The 24,808-nt window shown below is 73.5% G+C and carries 24 protein-coding genes and 1 tRNA gene; 15 read left to right on the top strand and 10 right to left on the bottom strand.

Annotated features, from left to right (window positions below; all coding sequences use genetic code 11):
* Window positions 1–187: 187 nt before the first annotated feature.
* The 4 genes from Val02_RS44110 to Val02_RS44095 form a co-directional block, all read right to left on the bottom strand.
* Complete coding sequence (locus Val02_RS44110; RefSeq protein ID WP_203905349.1) at window positions 188–1,090, bottom strand: endonuclease/exonuclease/phosphatase family protein; 903 nt, start codon at window positions 1,088–1,090, stop codon at window positions 188–190.
* A gap of 96 nt (window positions 1,091–1,186) precedes the next feature.
* Entirely contained in the window at window positions 1,187–1,918 is a 732-nt protein-coding gene (locus Val02_RS44105; RefSeq protein ID WP_203905348.1) for an ABC transporter permease, read from the bottom strand.
* Window positions 1,915–3,267, bottom strand: coding sequence for a DUF1349 domain-containing protein (locus tag Val02_RS44100; RefSeq protein ID WP_203905347.1), 1,353 nt, complete (start codon window positions 3,265–3,267; stop codon window positions 1,915–1,917). The genes Val02_RS44105 and Val02_RS44100 overlap by 4 nt, the downstream gene beginning before the upstream one ends.
* Complete coding sequence (locus Val02_RS44095) at window positions 3,264–3,983, bottom strand: ABC transporter ATP-binding protein (RefSeq protein ID WP_203905346.1); 720 nt, start codon at window positions 3,981–3,983, stop codon at window positions 3,264–3,266. Before Val02_RS44095 ends, Val02_RS44100 begins: the two co-directional genes overlap by 4 nt.
* A 92-nt stretch (window positions 3,984–4,075) precedes the next feature.
* Here Val02_RS44095 and Val02_RS44090 point away from each other — a divergent pair, with 92 nt between their 5' ends.
* The 5 genes from Val02_RS44090 (at window position 4,076) to Val02_RS44070 (ending at window position 8,088) form a co-directional block, all read left to right on the top strand.
* Complete coding sequence (locus tag Val02_RS44090) at window positions 4,076–5,227, top strand: sensor histidine kinase (RefSeq protein WP_203905345.1); 1,152 nt, start codon at window positions 4,076–4,078, stop codon at window positions 5,225–5,227.
* A gap of 2 nt (window positions 5,228–5,229) precedes the next feature.
* Window positions 5,230–5,871: a response regulator transcription factor gene (locus Val02_RS44085; protein ID WP_203905352.1), complete on the top strand. Its 642-nt coding sequence runs from the start codon at window positions 5,230–5,232 to the stop codon at window positions 5,869–5,871.
* Between the two features lie 27 nt (window positions 5,872–5,898).
* Window positions 5,899–5,971 (top strand) — tRNA-Arg (locus Val02_RS44080).
* 29 nt (window positions 5,972–6,000) lie between these two features.
* Window positions 6,001–7,593, top strand: coding sequence for an ankyrin repeat domain-containing protein (locus Val02_RS44075; RefSeq protein WP_203905344.1), 1,593 nt, complete (start codon window positions 6,001–6,003; stop codon window positions 7,591–7,593).
* A 9-nt stretch (window positions 7,594–7,602) separates the two neighbouring features.
* Window positions 7,603–8,088, top strand: coding sequence for a hypothetical protein (locus Val02_RS44070; protein WP_203905343.1), 486 nt, complete (start codon window positions 7,603–7,605; stop codon window positions 8,086–8,088).
* Between the two features lie 51 nt (window positions 8,089–8,139).
* Here the strand turns inward: Val02_RS44070 and Val02_RS44065 are convergent, their stop codons facing one another.
* Window positions 8,140–9,438, bottom strand: coding sequence for a VldE C-terminal domain-containing protein (locus Val02_RS44065; RefSeq protein ID WP_239153793.1), 1,299 nt, complete (start codon window positions 9,436–9,438; stop codon window positions 8,140–8,142).
* Between the two features lie 50 nt (window positions 9,439–9,488).
* Window positions 9,489–10,886 carry a glycoside hydrolase domain-containing protein gene (locus tag Val02_RS44060; protein ID WP_203905342.1) on the bottom strand — a complete coding sequence of 466 codons (1,398 nt, stop codon included), beginning with the start codon at window positions 10,884–10,886 and terminating at the stop codon, window positions 9,489–9,491.
* Between the two features lie 224 nt (window positions 10,887–11,110).
* Here Val02_RS44060 and Val02_RS44055 point away from each other — a divergent pair, with 224 nt between their 5' ends.
* Genes Val02_RS44055 through Val02_RS44045 form a run of 3 tightly spaced genes read left to right on the top strand, consistent with a single transcriptional unit; the run spans window position 11,111 to window position 14,349 of the window.
* Window positions 11,111–11,917, top strand: a complete 807-nt coding sequence (locus Val02_RS44055; RefSeq protein WP_203905341.1) for an SAM-dependent methyltransferase — start codon at window positions 11,111–11,113, stop codon at window positions 11,915–11,917.
* Window positions 11,914–13,599: a putative bifunctional diguanylate cyclase/phosphodiesterase gene (locus Val02_RS44050; RefSeq protein WP_308440055.1), complete on the top strand. Its 1,686-nt coding sequence runs from the start codon at window positions 11,914–11,916 to the stop codon at window positions 13,597–13,599. Before Val02_RS44055 ends, Val02_RS44050 begins: the two co-directional genes overlap by 4 nt.
* A gap of 39 nt (window positions 13,600–13,638) precedes the next feature.
* A complete protein-coding gene (locus Val02_RS44045) occupies window positions 13,639–14,349 on the top strand; it encodes a hypothetical protein (RefSeq protein WP_203905340.1) in 711 nt (236 codons plus the stop codon).
* Here Val02_RS44045 and Val02_RS44040 read toward each other — a convergent pair.
* Window positions 14,346–15,005 carry a TetR/AcrR family transcriptional regulator gene (locus tag Val02_RS44040; protein WP_203905339.1) on the bottom strand — a complete coding sequence of 220 codons (660 nt, stop codon included), beginning with the start codon at window positions 15,003–15,005 and terminating at the stop codon, window positions 14,346–14,348. The two genes, Val02_RS44045 and Val02_RS44040, sit on opposite strands and share 4 nt — an antisense overlap.
* 44 nt (window positions 15,006–15,049) lie before the next feature.
* Between Val02_RS44040 and Val02_RS44035 the strand changes: the two genes are divergently transcribed.
* Complete coding sequence (locus Val02_RS44035) at window positions 15,050–16,498, top strand: MDR family MFS transporter (protein WP_203905338.1); 1,449 nt, start codon at window positions 15,050–15,052, stop codon at window positions 16,496–16,498.
* Here Val02_RS44035 and Val02_RS44030 read toward each other — a convergent pair.
* Window positions 16,492–17,487, bottom strand: a complete 996-nt coding sequence (locus Val02_RS44030; protein WP_203905337.1) for a hypothetical protein — start codon at window positions 17,485–17,487, stop codon at window positions 16,492–16,494. The genes Val02_RS44035 and Val02_RS44030 overlap by 7 nt on opposite strands.
* Before the next feature lie 154 nt (window positions 17,488–17,641).
* Between Val02_RS44030 and Val02_RS44025 the strand changes: the two genes are divergently transcribed.
* Complete coding sequence (locus Val02_RS44025) at window positions 17,642–18,262, top strand: PilZ domain-containing protein (protein ID WP_203905336.1); 621 nt, start codon at window positions 17,642–17,644, stop codon at window positions 18,260–18,262.
* Here Val02_RS44025 and Val02_RS44020 read toward each other — a convergent pair.
* Entirely contained in the window at window positions 18,259–19,209 is a 951-nt protein-coding gene (locus tag Val02_RS44020; RefSeq protein ID WP_203905335.1) for an NADP-dependent oxidoreductase, read from the bottom strand. The two genes, Val02_RS44025 and Val02_RS44020, sit on opposite strands and share 4 nt — an antisense overlap.
* A gap of 75 nt (window positions 19,210–19,284) precedes the next feature.
* Between Val02_RS44020 and Val02_RS44015 the strand changes: the two genes are divergently transcribed.
* Together Val02_RS44015 and Val02_RS44010 are read left to right on the top strand one after the other, a co-directional pair.
* Window positions 19,285–19,866, top strand: a complete 582-nt coding sequence (locus Val02_RS44015; protein WP_239153792.1) for a TetR/AcrR family transcriptional regulator — start codon at window positions 19,285–19,287, stop codon at window positions 19,864–19,866.
* Window positions 19,863–20,657, top strand: a complete 795-nt coding sequence (locus Val02_RS44010; RefSeq protein ID WP_203905333.1) for an acyl-CoA thioesterase domain-containing protein — start codon at window positions 19,863–19,865, stop codon at window positions 20,655–20,657. The genes Val02_RS44015 and Val02_RS44010 overlap by 4 nt, the downstream gene beginning before the upstream one ends.
* 266 nt (window positions 20,658–20,923) lie before the next feature.
* Here Val02_RS44010 and Val02_RS44005 read toward each other — a convergent pair whose 3' ends face one another.
* Window positions 20,924–21,670: a class I SAM-dependent methyltransferase gene (locus tag Val02_RS44005; RefSeq protein WP_239153791.1), complete on the bottom strand. Its 747-nt coding sequence runs from the start codon at window positions 21,668–21,670 to the stop codon at window positions 20,924–20,926.
* A gap of 100 nt (window positions 21,671–21,770) precedes the next feature.
* Between Val02_RS44005 and Val02_RS44000 the strand changes: the two genes are divergently transcribed.
* The 3 genes from Val02_RS44000 to Val02_RS43990 all read left to right on the top strand — a co-directional run.
* Window positions 21,771–22,346, top strand: a complete 576-nt coding sequence (locus Val02_RS44000; RefSeq protein WP_203905331.1) for a hypothetical protein — start codon at window positions 21,771–21,773, stop codon at window positions 22,344–22,346.
* Between the two features lie 96 nt (window positions 22,347–22,442).
* A complete protein-coding gene (locus Val02_RS43995) occupies window positions 22,443–23,345 on the top strand; it encodes a dienelactone hydrolase family protein (RefSeq protein ID WP_203905330.1) in 903 nt (300 codons plus the stop codon).
* A gap of 36 nt (window positions 23,346–23,381) precedes the next feature.
* Window positions 23,382–24,808, top strand: a 1,427-nt coding sequence (locus tag Val02_RS43990; protein WP_203905329.1) for an alpha-amylase, incomplete at its 3' end; no start/stop codon positions are given.

The following is a 24,808-nucleotide window of genomic DNA, read 5'->3' as shown; positions in this document are numbered from 1 at the left end:
CCCCGCCGAGCCCGCTGCGCTCCACGGCGGGGCGGCTGCGCGCCCCGCCGCTCCGGCTCCGCTTGCCGGGTCCGGGGGTGATCCGCCGCTCGAAGTGGTGGGGCGTTACGCAGGTCATCGCGCGGTTTTGACCTGTACAACTCCCCACCACTTGCAGTGCCCTACGCGCCGCGGGCGTTCGCGCTGCTCACGGCAGCCGCATCGTCATCCACAGTGGACGGTGGTCGGAGGCGGTGACGACCCGTTCGGGGGAGCCGCACTCGTGGCCGCCCGACGCGTCGGTGAAGAGGTAGTCGATCTTCACCGTGCGGGCGTCGTCCGGCGGTTCCGACATGTAGCGGGTGCCCTGCCCCGTGCGCGGCGCCGCCCGGTCGGCCTGCGCGCACTCCACGAACGACCCGTACGCGGGGGCGATCTCCGGCGAGTCGGGGCGCAGGTTCAGGTCGCCGCCGAAGACGACCCGTTCGGTGCCGACGTGGGCCAGATACTCCGGCAGCTGCTGCCGGCGGAACGCGTACGTCGGATCGTCGCCGTCATAGCTCAGATGCGCGTTGCAGACCCGCAGCCGCCACGCGGGAACCGTGGCGCAGGCCGCCACCCGCCACTCCTCGCCCTCCGGCGACGGCAAGTAGCGCACGCTCCACTGCGTGCTGCCCTCCGGCAGGGCGAGCGCGATGCCGTAGTCACCCCGGCCGTGGTCGCAGCGGACGGCCGGCGCCGCGGCGGGATCGTCGCCCCGCTTGAACTTGATCGGGGCGAAGCGCACGTCCCAGCCTCGGCCGTAGTGCTGCTCGAGTTCCTCCTCCAGCGGCCCGACCACCGAACGGCACACCTCCTGGAAGATGGCCGCCTGCGCGCCGCTGGCCCGCATCCGCGCACGCACCGTGCCGGTCAGGGCGCCCCGGTGCGTGTAGAAGTGGCAGGCGGCGTTGTTGCCGGCGCAGAGGTTCCACGACAGAACCGTGACGGAGCCGGGCGGCCCCTGCTCGGGCGCGGCCGAGGACGACGAGACCGACGCCAGCGTGGAGAACGTCACCAGGGCGGTGAGGACGGCGGCGGCTGCGCGGAACCCACGGCGGCGGCGCGGCATGACGCACAGGGTAGATCGCGACGCCGCCATCTTCCATGATCGGTACGTTTGGCACCGGGGTGACCTGAGAAGACACCGGGGTGCCAAAGGTGCCGATCATGACGGGTCCCCCCGCGCGAAGCGCGTCGCGCCGAGCAGGAGCGCGGCGGTTGTGACCGTCGCGAGGACGGCCGGGCCCCGTCCGGTGGGGGACGGGGCCCACGCCGCCCAGCGGGCGTCGGAGAGGAGGAGCGCCGCGACGGGCGGCAGGTAGAGCAGCGCCAGCACGGCCGTCAGCGCGGCGGTCGTCCCGCGCAGGAGCGCCGCCACGCCCAGGCCGAGCAGCGCGACGAGCACCAGGTGCAGCAGCGCCCCGCCGATTCCCCGGCCACCCGTGGCGGCGAACCCGTGGTGCGCCAGCAGCGGCCGGCCGAGCGTGACCGCCCCGCCGACCGCCACCAGCGCGGCCGGCAGCACCGCCGCCAGGAGCGCGGCCGCCTTCGCCCCGAACGCCGCCGGCCGCCACGGCACGGCCGCCAGCGTGTACGTGATCAGGCCGGTGCGGTACTCGCCGGTCGTCACGAGCACCCCCAGCAGCGCGAACGCCGCCTGTCCACAGTAGACACCGGAGAGCGCGAGCCGGGCCGGGTCGCAGCCGTCGGCACACGCGACCGTGCGGGGATCGGCCGCCGCGCACACGAACGCCGACACGGCCACCGTCGCGGCCGCCGCGACGAAGGGCAGGGCGGCGGTGGAGCGCAGCGTCCACAGCTTCGTCCACTCGGCCCGGAAGGCGCCGGCGAGCGGGGCCGGCGCGGCGCGGAAAGGCCCCGGCGCGGCGGGGGTCATGCGTCCCGCCGGCGGAGCGTCGCGTAGCCCGCCACCAGGGCCGCCGCCGCCCACGCGCACAGGATCGCGAGGCCGAGCCAGGGCGTTCGGGGCCAGGGGAGCAGGAACCCGTCGTCCGTCTCGCGCACGCGCTGCACCGCGAGCCCGGCGAGCGGACCCGAGCGCTGCCACCAGCGGGCCACCGCCGCCGGCAGCAGCGGCGTCAGCACCACCGGCACGTACAGCGCCGCCGCCAGGAGGCCGATCGCCGCCGCGCCCCGGCGCAGCGCCGTTGCGAGCCCCAGCCCCATGAGTGCGAGCAGGGCGAGCACGGCGGCCGTCCCGAGCACCATCCGCAGGGCGTCGAGCGGCGGGGCCGCGTAGGCCGGTGCGGTGAAGCCGCGGCCGCGCAGCAGCGGCTGGGCGAGCAGCAGCGCGGCGAGACAGGCGACCGCGGCCGTCCCGAACACGGTCGACCCGGCCACCAACGCCTTGGCCGCCAGCACCCGACCCCGGCGCGGGCACGCCGCGAACGTGGCGAGCGCCGTGCCGCCGCGGTACTCCGCCGACAGGACGAGCGTGCCGAGGACGACGGCGGGCAGCATCGCCAGGATCGTTCCGGTGGTGGCGACCGCCACGCGGCTGCCGTCGTCGGCCCGCCCGAGGATGTCCCCCGAGCCGGTCACCGCCACCATGCCGTCGACCGCCACGTCGTCCACAGTGGACGGCCGGCGCGCGCCGACGTCGGTCGCCCGCCAGCCCGCACCCGGCGGTCCGCCCACCGCACCGCCCGGTGCCGGCTCGGTCAGCGTGACGGTGTCGAAGGTGGCCGTCGACGGGCGGGTGCGCAGCATCGCCGGGCGCACCGGCACGCCGCGGGTCGCACCCGGCGACGTCACGAACAGCCCCACCGCAAGCGGCCCCTCCGGCACCGGAGCCGAGCCGACCGGCAGCCAGGACCCGCCGTCGCGGGAGACGGCGGCGGTGACCGTGGCGCCGGCGCGGGTCAGGCGCAACCAGCGCGCCGAGGGCCCCGCCACATCGGTCCGGAACCCGGACTGCAGCCGCGTGCCGTGCCCCGGCGTGGCGAAGAGCGCCGCGTACGGGGCGCCCGCCACGGGCCCGGCCTTGACCATGACGCCCGCCATCGCCCACGGGTGCGTGGCCTCCTGGGTGAGCAGCCGCGCCGTGAGCGTCCCGTCGCCGGCGAGCGGCCGGTGCACGAACCGGAACTCGTCCACATAGGACGGTGCGGCCGGCGCCCCGGAGGAGACGGCGAGCGCGAGCCCGACCAGCGCCCCGGCCATGACGAACAGGCACCACAGCGCCCCGGGCAGCGTCCGCAGCTTGAGCCACTCAGCGGCGATCATCGGAACTCCACCGCCTCGGCCGTCAGCGCGAAGTAGGCCTCTTCGAGCGTTCGGGTGCCGGCGGCGGCGATCAGCTCCCGCACGCCGGTGTCGGCGAGCAGGCGCCCCCGGCCGAGCACGAGCAGATGGTCGGCGGTGTCCGCCAGTTCGCTCATCAGGTGGCTCGACACGAGGACCGTGCGCCCCTCGGCGGCCAGGCCGCGCAACAGGGTGCGGATCCAGCGCACCCCCTCGGGGTCGAGGCCGTTGACCGGTTCGTCGAGCAGCAGCACGGGTGCGTCGCCGAGCAGCGCGGCCGCGATGCCGAGCCGCTGCGCCATCCCGAGCGAGAACGTCCCCGCGCGGCGGCGCGCCACCGCCGTCAGGCCGACCCGTTCGAGGACCTCGTCGACGCGGTGCCGGGGGATGCGGCCGGCGTGCGCCAGCCACCGCAGGTGATCCCGCGCGCGCCGGCCCGGATGCGCGGCCGCGCCGTCGAGCAGCGCGCCGACGGTGTGCAGGGGGTGAGCCAGCGACGCGTAGGGCGTTCCTCCGATGTGGACGGTGCCGGCGTCGGGGCGGGTCAGCCCCAGGAACATCCGCAGCGTCGTGGACTTGCCGGCGCCGTTCGGGCCGACCAGACCGGTCACCCGCCCGGCCCGCACGGTGCACGTGAGGTCGTCGACGGCGATCGTGCGGCCGTAGCGTTTGCGCAGCCCGTTGACTTCTATGTCCATGCCGCCGAGCGTCGCCGTTCCGGCCCGCGGGCACAGGAGTGCGGCCCCCGAGCGGCGTGGTAGGGCTGTCCCTACCGTCTACGGTGTCGGCCATGACGCGGTTGCGGGACGCCGTTCGGTTGCCGCCGAGGGCGCTGTTGTCGACGCTCTGGCCGGTGCGGGCGCTGGCCTACGTGCTCACCGGTGCGGTGTCCGGCGCGGTGACGCTGGTGTGGATCGTGCTGACGTCCGTCGGAGCCCCCGCCCTGGCCGCGCCCTTCATCTCGGTCGAACGCCACCGGCTCGCCCTGCTGGGCTGCGCTCCACCGGCCGCCCCGCGGGTCCGGCACCGGTACACGGATCCGGTCGCCTGGCGGGCGTTCGCCTACCTGGTGCTGCACGCCACGGCGCTGCTGCTGCTCGACGCGGCGGCCGTGGCGGTGGCGTTCTGGCCGGTGCTGCTGATCGGCGGCGGCACGTTCACCCGCGCGGCGGGCGGGGGCGACGCGGTCGACGTGTGGGCGGGGGTCGTCGTCGGCGTGCTCGTGCTGCTGGCCGTCGTCGTGGTGGCCGTTCTCGCCGTGTACGTCGTCATGCTGGCCGCACTCGCCCACGCCGAACTGGCCCGGCTGCTGCTCGCCCCGCCCGACGACGCGGTGGCGCGCTCCCGTTCGCGGCTGGTCGACGCGTTCGAGTCGGAACGCCGCCGCATCGAACGCGACCTGCACGACGGCGCCCAGCAGCGCCTGCTGGAGCTGGGGCTCACGCTCGTCGCCGCCGAACTGGAGCTGGACGACGACCCGGCGGCCGCGAAACCGTTGCTGCGCAAGGCGTCCGGGCAGGCGAAGGCGGCCCTCGCGGAGCTGCGCGAGCTGGTGCGCGGCATCCATCCGCGGGTGCTCACCGACCTGGGCCTCGCGGCGGCCGTGGCCGAACTGGCCGACCGCGCGAGCGTGCCGACCACGGTCGACGTCGTGCTGCCGGCGCGGCCACCGTCCACAGTGGAGTCGGCGGCCTACTTCGTGGTCGCCGAGGCGCTCGCCAACGTCCGGCACGCCGCCGCGGAGCGGGTGACCGTGACGGCCCGCCGCCTCGGGCCCGCGCTCGTGGTGCGCGTGCGCGACGACGGCACGGGCGGCGCGGACCCGGCGAAGGGCACCGGACTGACCGGGCTCGCCGACCGGGTGGCGGCCCACGGCGGCACGCTGCGCCTGTCCAGCCCGGCCGGCGGCCCGACCGTCCTGACCGTGACGCTGCCGTGGTGAGCCTGCGCGTCGTGCTCGCCGACGACGCCGTCCTGCTGCGCGAGGGGCTCGCGGCGCTGCTCGCCAGGTTCCACCACGAGGTCGTGCCGGTGGGGGACGCGGACGCCCTGCTGCGCGCGGTGGAGGAGCAACGACCGGACGTGGTCGTGACCGACGTGCGGATGCCGCCGACGCACAGCGACGAGGGGATGCGGGCGGCGCTGGCGCTGCGCCGCGACCACCCGGGGCTGCCGGTCCTGGTGCTGAGCCAGTACGTGGCCACGGCGCACGCGGCGCGGCTGCTGGAGTCCACAAGGGACGGCGGCGTCGGCTACCTGCTCAAGGATCGCGTGCTGGAGGTGCGCGACTTCGTCGAGGCGGTCGAACGGGTCGCCGCCGGCGGCTTCGTCGTCGACCCCGAGGTGGTGCGGCACCTGCTCGCCCGGCGCGCCGACCCGCTGACCCGGCTCACCCCGCGCGAACGCGAGGTGCTCGGCCTCATGGCGGAGGGGCACTCCAACGCGGGCCTGGCGCGCACGCTCGACGTCACCGAGAAGGTGGTCGAGAAGCACATCAACAACATCCTCACGAAGCTCGACCTGCCGGCCGGCAACGCCGAGGACCACCGGCGGGTGCGCGCCGTCCTGGCGTACCTGCGCGGCTGACCCGGTGGCACTATGCTCCGCTGTCGGTAGGCCGTAGTGCAGAGGTCGTCACGCCACCTTCCGTAGCTGGAGGACGCCGGTTCGAATCCGGTCGGCCTACCCCTGACTGTCCTATGTGGAGGGTGCCGGGTGCTCACCGCGTTGCGCGCCGATGCGTCGCAGTGGCGACGGGTGCGCGCGGAGTCGTTCGACCGGAGGACCGTGGCCCGGGCGACGGCGCTGCGGGAGGCGGGGGACTGGCGCGGCGCCTGCGCGGCCACCCGGATCGACGTGGCGGTGGACCTGGACGACGTGCGGCACCGCTACGGCGCCGGGACGGCCGACGCGATCGAGGGCGACCTGCGGCACTTCGCCCCGGACCTGCTCTGGTGGCACCTGCCCCGGCACGTCGGCGGCCTGCGCACGCTGCAACCGCGACTTGACGTCGTCCTGCCGCCGCCCACCGATCGGGACGCCGGGCCGCTGCTGCGGATCCGGCTGCCCAAGTCGCCGAGGGGGCCGCAGCGGCTGCGCCTCGACGTGGTGACGCGCGAGGAACTGCGGCAGCGCCGCTGGTACGTGACCCCGTGCCACACCTGGGACGTGCGGCGCGCCGGCGAGCTGCGCACCGCGTGGGGCGGCTCCGCGACCCGGATGCCGCTGTTTCGGCCCGACGGCACGCCGCTGCCGGAGCCGGAGCGCGGGCGGGGCGAGGATCCCGCCGCACACACCGAACGCGTCTACGCCATGCTCTACGCCGGCGAGTACGGCCGGGCCTGGCAGGCCTGCGGCATCAAGGTCGTGTACACCGCCCCGGAGTCGCTGTACCGCAACGGTGTCGGTCCGGGCTGCCCGGTCGACCTGATCCGGCAGGTGCGCGACGCCGGGCGGGCCTTCCGCACCCCGCGAGTGTCCACTGTGGTCGGTGCGCACGTCGCCTTCGAGCTCACCGAGGAGGCGACCGTGGCCCGGGTCTCCGCGCCGGACGTGTACCGGGAGGTGCCGGTCAGGGTGCCCGTCGACGCGGTGCCGGTCGACCTGGTGCTGCTCGCCGACGGGTCGCTGCGGCCGGGCGACCTGCACCCGCTGGTGCGCGCGGCGCTCTTCCCCGGGACGGACGCGTCGCCGGATCCGCCACCGCCGCCGCCCGCGCGAGCATCCCTGACGCGGGTGCGCTGCGGCGGGCAGTGGCACCGGGCCGGCGTGATCGCGGGCGCGTTCAGCCTTCCCGAGCACTCCGCGGCCGAACGCGAACGCGAGCGCATCCTGCGCGCCGTCGGCGGCACGAGCGGCGGCTGTTTCGCCGCGGAGCAGGGGTGGACGGAGGGCGGCGTGCGGCTGCCCCGCGCCCTGGAGCGGCGCCGCCGCGAGATCCGCACCCGGCTGCTGGCCGGCGACACCGACTTCCTGCTGGACGGGCTCGCCGACGGCAGCATCGACCCGCGCATGCGCGACGGTGCCGGCTGGACGCTCACGCACATGGTGATGTGGGTCGACTGGCGGCGCGCGCTCCCGGCGCTGCTCGACGCGGGCGCCCCGCTGGACGCCGGGGACCGCATCGGGCGCACACCCCTGTACGTCGCCGTCATGAACGGCGCCGACCCCGACCTCATGCGCCGGCTGCTCGCACTGGGCGCCGACCACCGCGCCGGGACCGTGCACGGGTCGTACCCGTCCTACGTGGCGCACCAGCGTTCGGACTGGCAGGACCTGTCGTTCTTCCCGGACCCGACGTCCCACTGAGGAGGCACCGTGAAAAGGCATCTCTACCAGGGCGAGGCACCCGACGACGAGTTGGGCGCGGTGGTCCACGGGCCCGCGCTGCTCGGTCGGGCCACCGGCGTGGCGGTCGGGATCCGGTGCGTGTTCGGGTACCCGGGCGGGCTCGCGTTCACCGTGGTGCTCTGCGCCACCGGCGTGCACGGCGAGGCGGCGGCCCGGCAGCACGGGTACCACGCCCCTCCGGGGCCGGTCCCGCTGCCGCCGCGGCTGTCGGAGCTGACCATCGAGGCCGAGGTGAACGGCATTCCGGGGCCGGTCGGCACGGGCAGCGGGCAGTCGTACTGGCGCGACGAGCGCTTCTGGTCCGAGTCGCACTGCTTCGTCGACGTGCTGCCCACCGACGGGCGGCTGGTGCTGATGGCCCGCTGGGTGCAGGTCGGCCTCCCGCGAAGCCGCACCGAGCTGACCCTGAACGGCCTGGACGGGCTCGCCGGAAATGTCATCGCGCTGCGCTGAGAGGGGCTCCCCGACCGGGGAGCCCCTCTCAGCACGGGGGAGAACGGTGGTTCAGCTGACGGTGCGGGGCTGAGCGGAGAGCAGGACCTGGGTCCAGCCGCCCTCGTCGACGGTTCCCTCACCGGTGAGGTCGTCGCTCTTGCCGTCGTAGGGCTCGTCGTCGATGTAGCGGTACATCGAACCGTCCGGCTTGTGGCCGAAGTAGACGCCGCCGCCCGGGCTCATCAGGGTGTCGAAGACCTGCCAGGTCGAGGAGCGCAGTTCGAAGCGGGGGGTGTCGCCGGGGCCGTTGATCCGGTAGGAGATCAGCGCGCCGCCGCTGGTGGTGCCCATGATCCACTCCTTGCCGGTGGCAGTGAGCGTCTTGAGCGTGAAGCCGGCCTTGATGAACGTGTTGCCGCCGATCGAGCTGGGCTTGGCGGTGGTGATGTCGTAGCGGCGCAGCTGGCCGTCGTCGCCCGCGATGCCGAACAGGTGGTTGTAGCCGTCGAACGCGAGCAGCCGGTGGGTCCAGCCCTCACCGATCTTCACCGGCGGGTCGTAGATCAGGTTGTTCCTGTTGGTGATGACGTCGACCCGGAACAGGTGGCCGGCCTCGTTGGTGACGAGGACCGTGTTGAAGTTGAGCGTGGCCATCGCCACCGGCTTGAAGCCGAGCGTGCGGCTGGAGACGATCGCGCCGTGCGTGCGGTCACCGGTGGCGGCGTCGACGGCGGTGTAGGTCATCCGGCCGTCCTCGAGGAAGCCGTAGATGTTCGCCTGGCCATCGGGGTTGGCACCGGCCTGGGTCCACCACGAGGTCTGCCGGCGGGCACCGGCCCAGCTGAAGCTGAAGTGGATGTGGTCGGTGTGCGGGTTGTCGCCCGAGTAGGAGCGCCAGCCCTCGTCGTGCCGGGCGGCGGACCAGATCCGGTGGTTCCAGATGATGTACATGATGCCGAGGCGGCGGGCCATGGCGTGCTTGTTGCCGTGCGAGTCGGTGGCGAGCAGCCAGTTGAGCACGTCGGTGGCGTCGGCGCGGTCGTTCGCGTTGTTGTAGTTGAGCATGTAGTCGAGCGCCCGGCCCTCCTTGTGCTCGCTCGTGCCGCCGGAGTCGCAGGCCCGGGTGATGTAACCGGTGTGGCTGCCGTAGGTGCGGTTGAGCAGCGAACGGAAGTCCACGACGCCGGGCTTCTGGGTCGGGGAGCAGGTGTCCTGCGAGTCGGTCGGCGCGTAGCCGTCGATGGAGGACGGGAAACTCGGGGTCTCCGGTGCGGCCGAGGCCGCCGACGGCGCCACGAACAGGGTTCCGGCGGCGACCGCCGCTCCGAGTACCGCGCCGAGGGTACGGCGCAGTGCGACGATTCTCATGATCGTCATTCCTTCCTTCGTGAGGGTTGGAACTGAGGGGGAACGCGCGGTCAGGCGACCGTGCGAGGCTGAGCGGAGAGCAGGACCTGGGTCCAGCCGGCGTCGTCGACCGTTCCGGCGCCGACGAGGTCGTCGCTGCGGCCGTCGAACGGGTCCCGGTCGACGTAGCGGTGCAGCGAGCCCTCGGGCTTGTGCCCGAAGTAGATGCCGCCGCCGGCGCTGAACAGGCTGTCGAAGACCTGCCAGGTCGTGGAGCGCAGTTCGTAGCGGGGCGTGTCGTTCGGGCCGTTGATCTTGTAGGAGATCAGCTGCCCGCCGTTCGTGGTGCCGAGGATCCAGTCCTGCCCCGTGGCGGTGAGCGTCTTGAGGGTGAACCCCGCCTTGATGAACGTGTTGCCGCCGATCGACGTCGGCTTGGCGGTGGTGACGTTGTAGCGGCGCAGTTGGCCGTCCTCGCCCGCGATGCCGAACAGGTGGCCGTAGCCGTCGTAGGCGAGATGGTGGTGCGTCCACCCCTCACCGATCTTGACCGGCGGCTCGAAGATCAGCGAGTTGTTGTTGGTGAGCACGTCGACGCGGAACAGGTGGCCCTCGGCGTTCGTCACCAGGATCGTGTTGAAGTTGAGCGTGGCCATCGCGACCGGCAGGAAGCCGAGCGTGGCCGAGGAGGTGACCGCGCCGTGGGTCCGGTCCCCCGAGTCGGCGTCGATCGCGGTGTACGTCATCCGGCCGTCGGCGAGGAACCCGTACACGCTCACCGTTCCGCTGACCGCGTGGCGGCTCCACTGGCCGAAGTCGGCGGCCCGCGCCTCGTCCCGGTCGATCGCCGCGCCGTCGAGCGTCAGGTTGTTCTGCACCTGGCGCAGTTGGGCGCGGGAGTCCCAGTTGCCGCCCGACCAGGCGTACGTCTGCCAGCCCCAGCTGATCTTCCCGGCGTCGAAGAGCCGGTCGATGACGCCGTAACCGCCGTACGCGCCGGTGCGGGCGCGGCCGAGCACCGAGGCGATCCCGTCGAAGTAGGCGTTGATCGCGCTCTGCTGACCCGGCTGGGCGTCGAAGTCGACGCTGAAGTAGATGGGTCGCGACGCCGGCATCCCGCAGGCGAGTGCCTGCCGGTGCGCCTCGGTGGCGTTCGCGGCGCCGAGCGAGTGGCCGGAGAGCGCCTCGCTCGGCGTGTTCTCCCAGTTGCACACGATGTCGAGCCCCTCGGCCCGCAGCGCGTCGGCCTCGGAACGGCTCAGGTTCTTGCTGGAGTTGTGGCTCAGATACCGGCAGACGAACGAGTACCCGGCGTCGGCGATCACGCTCGGCCGGGGCCGGCCGTACGAGTAGTCGATACCGCGAACGGTGGCCGCGAAGGCGGGCCGGCCGGAGCCGAGCCCGACCGCGCCACCCACCGCCGCGGCGCCGAGCCCACCCAGCACGACGCGCCGGGACAGACCTGTCATGACTTCCTCCCCGCTGGTGTTCTTCCTTGCGGGGAAAAGAATCCGAGAGGCCGCTCCAACGAATCTTCAGTCGCGCTCCAGCCGGTCTAGACCAGCGCGAAAAGCGTTGTGTAATAGGCGGATCACGCTGGGCTGACTACTGTTTCATCGGCGCAGCGCTATATGGTGGTCGCGCCGGGCGTTGGCCCGATTGATGCTCACCTGTCCGAAGCGGAGGCTCGCGCATGGATCGGCCGAGTTGGGCACCGGACGACATCGACCTCGACAAGCCCACCGCCGCCCGGGCGTACGACTACCTCCTCGGCGGCGCGCACAACTTCGCCGCCGACCGCGAGATGATCCGGGCCGCGATGTCGTTCATGCCCGACCTCGCCCTGCAGGCGCAGGCCAACCGGGCGTTCCTGCGGCGGGCCGTGCAGTATCTCGTCGACGTGGGTGTGCGGCAGTTCCTCGACATCGGCTCGGGCATCCCGACCCGGGGCAACGTGCACGAGATCGCGCAGCGCGCCGCGCCCGACGCGCGCGTCGTCTACGTCGACATCGACCCCGTCGCCGTGAGCCACGGCCGGCACTTCCTCGCCGGCAACCCGCACACGTACGTGCTCCAGGAGGACGTGCGCAACCCGACGGACATCGTCAAGCACCCCGACGTGACGGACCTGCTCGACTTCGAACGCCCCATCGGCCTGCTGATGGTCGCGCTGCTGCACGTCGTTCCGGACGCCGACGACCCGTACGGCATCGTGGCGCACCTGCGCGACGAGCTCTCGCCGGGCAGCCACATTGTCATCGGGCACGGCACGCACGACAGCCGTCCCGAGGAGGTGGCGAAGCTGACCGCCATCTCCCGGCAGACGCCGACCGCGATGAGCACCCGCACCAGGGAGGACGTGGTGCGCTTCTTCGACGGGTTCGAACTCGTCGACCCGGGCGTGGTGTGGGCACCGCTGTGGCGGCCGGACTCGCCGGAGGACGTGCCGGAGGACCCGGGCCGTTCGGGCAACTACGTCGGCGTGGGGCGCCTCGGGTGAGCGGCCCGGCCGGTGCCGCGGCGTTCGCTCACGCGTGGGCGGACCGGGTCGCCGGCACCTCGTACGTGTCGATGACCCGCGCCGAGAGCCGGATCTTCCTGGGCGCGCTCACCGGGCGCCTCGCCGCCGTGCTGGCCGCCGAGGAGTTCGACGCGGTGGCGGTGCACCAGGTCGGCACGGACTTCTTCGACGCCGGCTACACGGCTCCGGAGGCGCTCGGCCGCACCGTCGCCCTCGTGCACGAACGCCTCCTGCGCGACCTCGGCCGCACCGATCCCGACGGGCGGCTGGGGCGGCTGATCGACGTGCTCGCCTCCAGTTGTGCGCGGGCACAGCTCGACCAGACCCTCGACGCCCAGGAGAACATGCGCCGCGCCGCCCTGGTCGCCCGGATCCGCGCCGAGCGTGCGCTCCACGAGTCCGAGGCCCGCTCGCTGCACGCGGCGCTGCACGACCCGCTGACCGGCCTGCCCAACCGGACCCTCTTCGCCCGGCACGTCGCCGAGGCGTTCGACGCCGACGATCGGATCGGCGTGTGCTTCGTGGGGCTCGACCGGTTCAAGGCGATCAACGACAGTCTCGGGCACGGGGTGGGCAACGCCGTGCTCACGGCCGTCGCCCAGCGGCTGCGCGCCGTCGGGGAGCAGTTGTTCGTGGCGCGGCTGGGCGGCGACGAGTTCGCGGTGCACGTTCCCCGGACGACTTGTGTGGACGACGTCCTGAAGGTGGCCGACCGGGTCCTCGCGACGGTCGCCGCCCCGATCCTGGTCGACGGCCGGGAGCTGACGGTGACCGCGAGCGCCGGCGTCGTCGAACGCCCCACCTCCGGCACCGACGCCGGCGACGTCCTGCGCGCGGCCGACATCAGCCTGCACTGGGCGAAGGCCGACGGCCGGGACCGCCCGGCCGCCTTCGACCCGGACCGCAACGCCGCCGACGTCGCCCGCTACGAGCTCGCCGCCGCGATGCCGGGCGCCCTGGCGCGCGACGAGTTCTATCCGGTGTACCAGCCGCTGGTGGACCTGAACAGCCGCCGGCTCGTCGGGGTCGAGGCGCTCGCCCGCTGGCGGCATCCGGTGCACGGACGACTCCCGGCCGGGTCGTTCATCGGCCTGGCCGAGGACAGCGGCCTGATCGTGCCGCTCGGCCTTCGCCTGATGGAACTGTCGTGTCGACAGGCCAAGCGGTGGAACGGCCCCCTCGTCAGCGTGAACCTCGCCGTGCGGCAGATCCGCAGGCCCGGCCTCGTCGCCGAGGTCGCCGCGCTGCTGGACCGGGTGGAGCTGCCGCCGGAGCTGCTCCAGTTGGAGATCACGGAGAGCGCGGTCCTGGAGCCCGACGACGAGACGGTCGGCACCCTGCGCGCGCTGGACAACCTGGGGATCCGGCTGGTCATCGACGACTTCGGCACCGGCTACGCCAACCTCGCCTACCTGGCCGACCTGCCGGTGCGCGGGCTGAAGGTGGCGGCGGCGTTCCTGCGCGGGCAGGGCTTCGACAGCCGCCGCGCCGCCGTCCTGGAGGCGATGATCTCCACGGGGCGCGCGCTCGGGCTGACCGTGACGGCCGAGGGGATCGAGACGCCCGAACAGGCGCGCACGCTGCGCCGGATGGGCTGCCATCTCGGGCAGGGCTGGTACCTCGGCCGGCCCACCGACCCGTCGTCGATCCGGCTCGGTTAAGGCTTTCGTCAAGAGCGACCGGATGATCCACCGTCCACTGTGGAACCCGCCGCACAGTGGGGTATGCAGCTCGCCGAGGTCAGCATCTTCGGTGTACGCACGAGCGTGACGGTGCTCCGGCACAAGCACTGCTCGTTGCGCTACGTGCTGATGCCGGTCGTCCACGTGGGACGCCCCGACTACTACGAACGCCTCGCCGCGCGCCTCGCGCGGTGCGGGCTGGTCGTCGCGGAGGGGGACGACTCTCCCAGCTCCACCGGGTTCGCCTTCGTGACGGCACTGCGCTGGAGCGGACAGCGGCGCGGCGGTCCCCTGGTGCACCAGGACATCGACTTCGCGGCGCTCGGCGTGCCGGTCGTCCGGCCGGACGCCCCGAACTCGGCGAACCGCCGGCGCGACCGGCTCACCTGGTGGGACTGGGCCGACGTGGTGCTGCTCCTGCCGTGCCTGCTCGTCTCGATGGCCGTCGGCGGCCGGAACTGGCTGGCCGCGCGGATGCTCGACATCTCGGATCTGGACGAGCCGCGCATGAGGTCGGCGGCGCTCACCCGCATCTTCGTGACCCGGCGCGACCGCGCCCTGGTGGCGACGCTGATCCGGCTGCACGACGAGCACGAGGGGTCGGCGCCCCGCGACATCGGCGTGATCTACGGCGGTGCCCACTTCCCGGCGGTGGTGCGGGCGCTGGCGGGCGACCTGCGCTACCGCCCGGAGCGCGACGCGCAGTGGCTGACGGCGATCGACTTCTAGGACGCGTCTTCGGGGCTGATGCCGTTCAGGAGCCAGCGCAGGCCCTGCTCGAACGAGTCCCGGCGGTCGACCCCCAGCAGCGCCGTGAGCCTCGGGTACGCGCCGCTGTCCGTCATCGCCCGCAGGTGCGCGACGTCGTGGCCGCCGGCGGTGCCGGCCCGTTCGCGGGACTCGCGCAGGACGGCCCCGCTGGTGTAGTCGCTGACGGCCCGGATGATCTGCCACTTCTCGGTGGGCGTCGCCGGCAACGGGTCGAGCGCGGCGAGGGACAGTTCGAGGTGGCGCAGCATGTTGGGCCCTAGCGTGCTGGTCTGTGACCGCCGCGCGATGGCGCCGATCAGCCACGGGTGGCGCAGGGCGGCTTCCCGTTCGAGGCGGGCGATGGCGATCGTGGCCTCGCGCCACTGCGCGGGCAGGGGACCCTCGGGCACGGTCTCGGCGGCGACCTCGTCGATCATCAGGTCGAACAGGTCCTCCTTGCGCTCGATGTACGTGTAGAGGCTCATCGCGCGGGCGCCCAGCTCGGTGGCGATGCGGCGGATCGACACGGCGTCGAGGCCCTCGGAGTCGGCGACGGCCACGGCGGCGCGAACGATCTGCTCCCGGCTGAGCGTGGGGCGCTGCTTGCGTTCCGCTCGCGTCCACACCGTCTCCACCTGCGGGAGTTTACAGCGTACCGATTGGCGCTACAGTGTACGGCGTGACGATACATCGTACGGAAAACGATACGGCGTACGAACCCCTCGCCTCCGAGGGCGCGCTGCGCAGGCTGTCCCTGGTGGTGGCGCTGGGCGCGATCATGACCGTGCTGGACACCACGATCGTCAACGTCGCGGTGCAGGTGCTCGGCCGCGAGATGGACGCCCCGATCAGCACCATCCAGTGGGTCGTCACCGGCTACACGCTGGCGCTGTCGATGACCATCCCGATCACCGGCTGGGCGACGGGCCGGTTCGGCGGCCGGACGCTCTGGCTCACCTCGCTCGTGCTGTTCATCGCCGGTTCCGTGCTGTGCGGGCTGGCCTGGTCGCCGGCGAGCCTGATCGCGTTCCGGATCGTCCAGGGCGTGGGCGGCGGGCTGCTCATGCCGGTCGGCCAGGCCATGCTCGCCCGCGCCGCCGGACCGAAGCGGCTCGGCCGGGCGATGGCCGTGGTGTCGGTGCCGGCCATGCTCGCCCCGGTGCTCGGGCCGGTCCTCGGCGGCTGGCTGCTCGACCACGTGAGCTGGCGGTGGATGTTCCTGATCAACGTGCCGGTGTGCGGGATGGCGCTGCTGCTCGCCCTGGTGCTGCTGCCGCGCGGCGCGGACCGGCCCGGCGAGCGCCGGCCGCTGGACACCCGTGGGCTGCTCCTGCTGTCACCGGGCCTCGCGGCCCTGGTCTACGGACTCTCCGCCGCCGGCGACAGCGGCCGTCCCGACACCCGCGCGGTGCTCGGCATTCTCGGGGGAACGCTGCTGCTGGGCGGGTTCGTCCTGCACGCCCTGCGCCGCCGGGACGCCGCCCTGGTGGACGTGCGCCTCTTCGCCGACCGCGGCTTCGGGGCATCGGCCGCCGCGCTCTGCCTCTACGGCGTGGCCATGTTCGGCATCGTGATCCTGCTGCCGCTGTTCGACCAGATCGTCCTGGGCGGCGACACGCTCGAGGCGGGACTCCTCGTCGCGCCGCTCGGGGCGGGGGCGATCATCACCATGCTCGTGGCCGGACGGCTCACCGACCGGGTCGGCGCCCGCGTGCCCACGGTGCTCGGCCTGCTCGTCGTCCTCGCCGGAACGGCCGCGCTCACCACGATCGGCGCCGGCACCGGCCCCGGCGTCATCGCGGGGATGATCTTCGTGATCGGGCTCGGGCACGGACTCGTCACGCCGTCGCTCATGGCGGCCGCGTACGTGCGGCTGTCCCGCGCGGCGATCCCGGCGGCCACGGCGCTGGCGACCGTCGTCGTGCGGGTCGGCTCCGCGCTCGGTGCGGCGGTCGGCGCCATCGTGCTGCAACTGCTCGCGCCGTCGGCCGACGACCTGCTGACGGTGGCGGGGGAGCGGCTGGTGCCGGCGTTCGAGGGCAGCTTCAGGTTCGCGGCCGTGGTGCTGGCGATCGCCGTGCTGCCGGCCCTCCTGCTCCCGAAGCCGTCCACAGTGGACGGTCACTGACCCGGCCCCGCCGTCTCCCGCAGCGTCGGGTCGACGGTCGCGAGAACCCCGTCCGGATCGCCGTGGAGAACGATCCGCAGCACCTTCTGGAGGGCGTTGGGGTTGTTGAGCACCGCCACCCCGTTGACGTCGAACACCTCGTCCCACCGCGCCCAGTCGTAGGCGCCGGGCGCCGCGACCATCCGCTGTCGCAGCTGCCACACGTTCATCGCGCAGCCGGCCTCGCGCAGGGCGCCGTCGACGACGAGGTCCTGGAGCAGGTGTGTCGTGGCGCCGTGCGAGGACTCCGTGGTGACGATCGCGGAGACGTCCACGAACGGCAGCCCCTCGCCGACGAAGTCGAGGAACTCGAAGCTGTCGAGGCTCAGGTCGCCCGGCAGCACGACGACGGGCCCACCGGAGCGGCGGGCGGCCAGGTCCAGGAGCCCGGCCAGATACGCCTGAGGAACGTCCGCCAGGTCCAGTTCCACCGTGACGACCCCGGTCGACGGCCCCTCCTTGCCGTGCACCTCGAGCGCGGCCCGGAACGGTTCGGCGACGCCCCGCAGGGCCAGGCCGGCCGCGTGTGCCCGGATCCGCAGCACCTCGTCGGTGAGCCGGACGGGGTCGTTCAGCGCGGCGTGCGCCACCCGCAGGGCGGCCGCGGTCTCCTCGTCGAGGCCGTCGAAGGCGTGCCGCAGGGAGTGCGCGGAGCTGAGCCGCTCGATCGGGGTGCTCGGCGGCAGGGTGGCGAACGCCGCGAGGGTGGGCGCGCGGCTCGCCTCGACGTCCGCCAGCGCGCTCAGGTAGGCCGTCACCGCGCGGTTGCCGCCGTCGCGCTGCAGCGCGAGCACCTGTTCCGTCGAGAGCGGGAGCCCTTCCGCCCCGGCCGCCGGACGGAGCAGCGGCGCGAGGTCGGCGGCCGGCGCGGTCTCCGGTTCCGATCGCTCGGCCGGCCGTTCCGGGGCGGCCGCGGGCACCTCGGCCTCCCGTTCCCGTTCTCCGCCCACGCCGCCCAGCATCGCGGCGCGGAACTGTCGCCCGGCCGACCCGCGGAAGCGGAGCCGCAGGTCGGGTGCTTCCGGTGCGCCGCACACCTGCACGAAACCCGGCCGTTCGTCGGATCAACCCTCAGGTGCCCGGCGCCGCCGCCGATGGGACGGCGTGTCCTCCGTCACGCTGCCCGACATCGGCGACCTGATCGACGTCTCGTGGGCCCAGGGTCAGCCGCACCCGTCGCGCGTCGAGGATCGGGCCGACCGGCGGTTCGTCATCGCCGCGCCGTTCGGGCTGGCCGAGCTGCCGGAGGCCGACAGCGGGCTCGAACTCGCGTGGCTCGCCGACGGCGCCCGCCTCGCCGCCCCCGCCGCGTTCGTGGAGAAGCTCGACGCACACCTCGCCCAATGGGTCCTACGGATCACCGGCGAACCCGAGCGGCGCAACCGGCGCGCGTACGTGCGCGGCGGCGGTGGCGAACAGGTGCGGCTGTGCCTCGCGAGCGACGACGACGTGCGCATCGACGGCCGGGCGGTCGACATGGGCGAGGGGAGCGTGCGCTGCCGGCTCGAACGCAACCCGTTCCAGCCGCACGACCGCGTGGACGTGACGCTGCGGCTGGACGAGGAGACGGTGGCGCTCACGGGTGAGGTGCTGTCGACGAAGTTCGACCGGGACCGGGACCACGAGCTGGTGGTGGTGTACGCGCTGACCGAACCGACGGCGCGCGCCATCCGCCGCCACGTGCTCAACCGCCAGCTCGCCGAACGCCGCCGCAGCGCCGGCTAAAGAACCTCCACGACCAGCTTGCCGAACGTGTGCGCCCGCGCGAAGTCCACGCACGCCCGCGGGGCCTCGTCGAGCGTGTACCGGCGGCCGATCGTCGCCGGCAGCACGCCCTTCGCGGCGAGTTCGGCGACGGCTCGCATGCCGCCGTGCACGCCGTCGAAGTCGAGCACGAACCGCAGCGCCACGCCGTCGCCGATCGACTGCGACACCGGCGGCGGATACGTGATCGTCAGCAGCCGCCCGCCGGGGCGCACGGCGGCGGCCAGCCGTTCGAGGCGGTCGCCGGGCAGAACGGCGTTCACCGCCACGTCCACGCCGTCGGGATAGTCGTCGTAGCCGACCGTCCCGTCGGCCCCGAGCCGGCGCAGCGCCGCGCGGTCCGCAGGGGTCGAGGTCGCCACGACGCGCGCGCCGGCGTGGCGCAGCAGCGGCACGATCGCGGTGCCCGTCCCGCCGGTGGCGCCGACGACGAGCGCCGTCTCCCCGGGGCGCACGGCCGCGACCGCCGCCACCGCGCACGCGGTCATCCCGGAGGTCGCCAGCGCCGCCGCGTCGGCCGGAGAGACGCCGGCGGGCCGGTGCGCGACCATCGGCGTCTCCGCCTCGCAGACCAGGTACTCCGCGAGCGAACCCGTCCCGACGGACGGCCGGCTCCCACCCATCGCGCGCAGCACCCGGGGGATCGCCACGCCGAACACCTCGTCGCCGGGCGCGTAGGAGTCCACCCCGGTGCCCACCTCGACGACGGTGCCGGCGAAGTCGTTGCCGGGCACGTGCGGGAACGCCAGCGGGGTCCCGCCGCCGGCGGGCAGCAGGAGGTCGGCGGGGTTGATCGCGGCGGCGGCGACCCGGATCAGCAACTGTCCGGGCCCGGGCCGCGGGACGGGCACCTCCCCCACGGTGAACGTCTCCGGGGGTCCGTACGCGGTGACGACGACTGCGCGCATCAATGCTCCTTAAGATGACCGGGCGGTCAGGTTAAGGCTAAAATGACCGGGCGGTCAACTTGGTATCGTTCCCCCGTGAGATCTTTGCGGGCGGATGCGGCGCGCAACCGGGCCCAACTGCTCGCCGCCGCCGCGGACGAATTCGCCGAACGCGGCCTCGACGCCTCCGTCGCCGACATCGCCCGGCGGGCCGGGGTCGCCAAGGGCACCGTCTTCCGGCACTTCGCCACGAAGGACGAGCTGATCGCCGCGATCGTGCTGGACCGCATCGACGGACTCGTCACCGCGGGTGAACGCCTCCTGCGCGCCGACGACCCCGGCGCCGGCCTGCTGGAGTTCCTCGGCATCGCGGCCGACCAGCGCCAACAGCGCGACCTGACGTTCCTGCACGGGACCGGCGTGGCGGGCGTGGCCGCCGCGCAGCAGCGCCTGACCGCGACCGTCGACGCGCTCGTCGCGCGGGCCCGCGACCACGGCGCCCTGCGCGACGACGTCACCGGCACCGACGTCTTCCTGCTCATGTGCGCGCCGAACTACGTCACCGGCTACGTGCCCGACGCGGCGCCCGACCTGTGGCGCCGCTACCTGGCGATCATCTTCGACGGGCTGCGCCCGCAGGGCGCCCATCCGCTGCCGCTGCCACCCCCGCGCCTGTGAGCGCCTGGCGGGTCGACCCCGTCGGGCCCGATCGGTTCCGGGGGCACGGCGCCGACGGCGCGGCCAACCGCGTCTTCGGGGGCCAGGTGGCCGCGCAGGCGCTCGCCGCCGCCGGTGCCGACCTGCCGGATCAGGCGCCGGCGTCCGCGCACGCCAGGTTCGTCCGCGAGGGGCGCAGCGCCGATCCCATCGACTACACGGTCGAACGCCATTCCGCCGGCTTCTGTCGCGTCATCGCCGCGCAGCGGGGCCGCACGATCCTCACACTCGACGCGGTGTTCCGCCCGGCTGCTCCTGTTTCCCCCGCTGCTCCTGCCGGGCCGCAGCCGCTCACCGGTTGGACCCCGTCGACGGAGGAGGAGGCGGCCTGGCTCGACGGCCTGGCGAAGCGGATGCCGTTCGAGTTCCGGTTCGAGGCGCGGCCGACCCTGCTCGCCGGCCGCCGCGGCGACATCGTGGACGGGCAGCGCTTCTGGCTGCGCACCGCCGAACGCCTCCCGGACCACCCCGCCGCGCACGCCTGCGCCGTGACGTACATCAGCGACCTGCTGATGGTGTCGACCGCGCTGGCCCGGCACGGGCTCGCCGGGACCAGCCCGGGGGTGCAGTCGGCGAGCCTCGACCACGCGGTGTGGTTCCACGGGGCGTTCCGGGCGGACGAGTGGGTGCGCTACGACCAGACCAGCCCGACGGCCGCCGACGGGAGAGCGCTGTGCGAGGGCCGCATGACGAACGCCGCGGGCGAGTTGATCGCGACGGTCCGCCAGGAGATCCTGACCCGCGTGCCCTGAGCGGGACCGCACTCGATCGCTCGGCGTCCCTGGGGCTCGCGCGCTTCTGGGGCCCACGCGCGCCAACGCGGCTCACGTGCTCACGCGCTCGCGTGTGGCTCGTTGGCGAAATGCTACGCGTGCCACGTAATGCCCGGGTGGGTTAGGTGGCACGCGTGGCATTCGTGCGCTCGGCCGGGGCTTGTGGCCTAGCCTCCTAGGATGCGTTACGCGGTGTGCGGGGCGCGACAAGGCACGCGGCTGCGGCGAAGCCCCGCGGGCCCGGGTCAGCGTTTGCGGGCGAGCCAGACCTCTTCGACGGGCCACTGCCGCGCCCAGTCGCTCGTGACGAAGTCGTTGTCGGTCTCGGCGAGCTCCGGCGCGTACACCTCGATCAGGTCCTCGACGTCGAAGCCGTTGGCGCGCAGCAGCCGGATCCAGTCCCCGTGTCCCATGTGGAACTCGATCTCGGTCTCCTGCTCCCAGGCGAGCCGGTGGAGGCCGCGCTGCGGGCGCAGGAGTCGAACGCCCGCGGCTCCGGTCTCGGGCACGCAGAGCATGAGCAGCGTGGAGTTGCGCAGGAAACTCAGCCGGCCACCGGGGCGCAGCAGCCGGGCGGCCTGCGGCACCCACTTGTACGGGTCGCACCAGATCGAGGCGCCATACTCGCTGATCACCAGGTCGAACGCGGCGTCGCGCAGCGGTGGGCGTTCGGCGTCGGCGTGGATGAGCGGGAAGCGCAGGCCGAACTCCTCCTGCATGAGCCGCGCGGTCGCCAACTGGCGGCCGGAGTTGTCGAGGCCCACCGGGCGGGCCCCGGCGCGGGCGGCCCACGCGGAGACGTAGCCGGTGCCGCAGCCCAGTTCGACGATGTCCAGGCCGGCCAACTCGTCGGGCAGCATCGGCGCCTCGGCCTGCGGAACGCCGTAGATGCCCCAGGTCGGCTCGGGCTGCGCCCACTGCTCGCGGGCCTGCCGGGCGTAGTGCTCGGCGCGGGCGTCCCAGTGGGCGCGGTTGACGGTCACGTGCGACACGGCCTCATGATGCCGACCGTCGCGTTCGCCCGCCAGCGAAAGGCACTGCCAGCAAAAAGCGTCGGCGGGATCGTTGCCAGGGGTTGGCAGGATCCTGTGCGTGATCGCGCGGCGCGTCCTGCGGACCCTGGCGGCGACGGCCGTCGTCGTCGCGACGTTCGGCTGCGCGAACATCTGGGGCGCCAACCCGGCCGACGGCGCCTGCGGGTACCGGCCCGAGGGGCTGGTGGACAGCGACGTGGTGGGCACGTGGCAGTCGCCGGCCGGCACCCGCCTGCTCCTGAACGCCGACGGCACCTTCATCTATGAGCCGGGCGCCTCGGGTGGGTCGGGAGGGGCGAGCCCGTCGGCAGCCCGGAGCCCGGTCGCGAGCCCGTCCCGACCCGGCTTCGGCCTGCCCCGCCCGTCCCCGACGGCCACCGAAGGATCGGCCGCCGGCCGGCCGCAGGGCAGCGCGAGGCCGTCGCCCGGCGGGAGTCGTTCGAGCGGGGCAGGCGTGGAGTCCGGCACCTGGACCCTGTTGCCGAAAACCGACAGCGGCGACTTCGAGTCCGATCCGCCCACCCTCAAGTGGCTCTACGTCACCGGCACCCGCGAGGCCCCGTGGCTGTACCGCTTCGGGGACGCCGACCCGGACGCCTGCGTCCTGGTCCGCTACGACCGGGTACCGAACTGACGACTCTTTCCGCCGCACGGGTCGAGCGAGTTGCCGCCGGCCGCACCCCGGGGAACGATGGCCGAAACGGACGTTTCGCACCCGCGGAGGTGGGCGATGCACATCCAGCGGTATCTCGCCGAAGAGGTCGTCGAGGATTACGCGGACGGCATCATCCCGCGCCGCGAGGCGCTGCGCCGGCTCGGCCTGCTCGGCGTCGCGGCCGCCGTGGCGGCGCCGATGCTCGCGGCGTGCGACAGCGCGGACGGCGAGCCGCCCACCCCGGCCGCCCCGTCGGCCACGCCGTCGGGCAGCGCGCCCGCCGGCCCGCAGCCGGTCGCCACCCAGCCGATCACGTACACCGGTGCGCAGGGCCGCACGCTCATGGGCGCGTGGGCGCCGGCGGCCGACCCGAAGGGCGCGGTGCTGGTGATCCACGAGAACCGGGGCCTCACCGACCACATCAGGTCCGTCGCCGGGCGCCTGGCCGCGAGCGGCTTCTCCGCGATCGCCGTCGACCTGCTCTCCGCCGAGGGCGGCACGGCCACGTTCACAGACCCGGCGCAGGCGACCGCGGCGCTCAATGCCGCGCCGCCCGGACGGTTCGTGGACGACATGAGGTCCACTGTGGACGAACTGGGGAAGCGCGCACCCGGTAGGAAGGTCGGCGCGGTCGGGTTCTGCTTCGGTGGCGGCATGGTGTGGCAGTTCCTCGCGGCGGGTGAGGCCCGCCTCGCGGCGGCGGCGCCGTTCTACGGACCGACCCCGGACTCGCCGGACTTCGCGGGGTCGCGCAACGCCGCCGTGCTGGCGTTCTACGCCGAGAAGGACAGTCGGGTGAACGCCACACGCGAGACCGCGCGGGCCGCCCTGACCAAGGCGGGGCTGACCCACGAGATCGTCACGGTGCCGGGGGCGGATCACGCGTTCTTCAACGACACCGGTGCGCGGTACAACGCGCAGGCCGCCACCGACGCCTACACGAGGCTGGTGACCTGGTACGGCAAGCATCTCGGCTGACTTGTGACCAAGCGCCGGCGGTATCGATACTGGGCCATGCGCCGCCTCTTCGCCGCCGTCGTGCTGGTCGCCGCCTACGCGCTGTTCGCCGTCGTCCCGGCCGGGGCGGGGACCGCCGGACCGCGCACCGTCATCGCCAACCTGTTCGAGTGGAACTGGCCGTCCGTCGGCACCGAGTGCGCCACTTTCCTGGGGCCGCGCGGCTACGGCTACGTGCAGGTCTCCCCGCCGCAGGAACATGTGCGCGGAGCCGAGTGGTGGGTCGCCTACCAACCGGTCAGTTACCGCATCGAGTCGCGCAAGGGCACGCGGGCGCAGTTCCAATCGATGGTCAACGCCTGTCACGCCGCAGGCGTAAAGGTCATCGTGGACGCGGTCATCAACCACATGGCCAACACCGACAAGTCCGGACCCGGTTGGGCGGGCAGCGCCTGGAGCCACTACGACTACCCGGGCACGTACCAGACGCAGGACTTCCACCACTGCGGCCGCAACGGCAACGACGACATCGCCAACTACAACGACCGCTACGAGGTGCAGAACTGCGAGCTGGCCAACCTGGCGGACCTCGACACCGGCGCGACGTACGTGCGGGACCGCATCGCGGGCTACCTCAACGATCTGCTGTCGCTGGGTGTCGACGGGTTCCGGCTGGATGCCAGCAAGCACATGCCGGCCGCCGACATCGCGGCGATCAGGGCGCGGCTGTCGCGTCCGGCGTATCTCGTGCAGGAGGTCATCTTCGGTGCCGGCGAACCCGTCACGCCGAACGAGTACACCGGCAACGGAGACGTGCACGAGTTCCGCTACGGTCGCGACCTGGCCCGGGTGTTCCGCAGTGAGCGCCTCGCCTATCTCGTCAACTTCGGCGAGGGCTGGGGCCACCTGCCGACCGGCGTCGCGAACGTCTTCGTCGACAACCACGACACCCAGCGGGACACGCCGGGCACACTGACGTACCGGGACAACGGCCTCTACGCGCTGGCGAACGCGTTCATGCTCGCCTGGCCGTACGGCTCGCCCACGGTGATGTCCAGCTACGAGTTCACCGATCGCAACCAGGGGCCGCCGTCGGACTCGTCGGGGCGCACGCTCGGCAGCACCTGCTTCAGCGGCGGCTGGCGCTGCGAGCACCGCTGGCAGGCGATCGCGAACATGGTGGCGTTCCGCAACGCGGTCGGCGGCGCGGGCGTCGTCAACTGGTACGACAACGGTTGGCAGCACATCGCGTTCGGGCGCGGGAACGCCGGCTATCTCACCATCAACGACGAGGACTTCGCCGTCACCGGGCGCAGCTACCGCACGAACCTGCCGGCCGGCCGTTACTGCGACGTCATCCACGGCGACTTCGCGGGCGGCTCCTGCACCGGTCCGGTGTACACAGTGGACAGTGGCGGCTGGTTCGCCGCCGACGTGCCGGCCCACGACGCGATCGCCCTCCACGCCGGCGCCCGCGTCTCATA

The organism is Virgisporangium aliadipatigenens (genome assembly GCF_016863615.1).
GTDB lineage: Bacteria > Actinomycetota > Actinomycetes > Mycobacteriales > Micromonosporaceae > Virgisporangium > Virgisporangium aliadipatigenens.
This window is presented reverse-complemented; position numbering and strand designations above follow the sequence as displayed.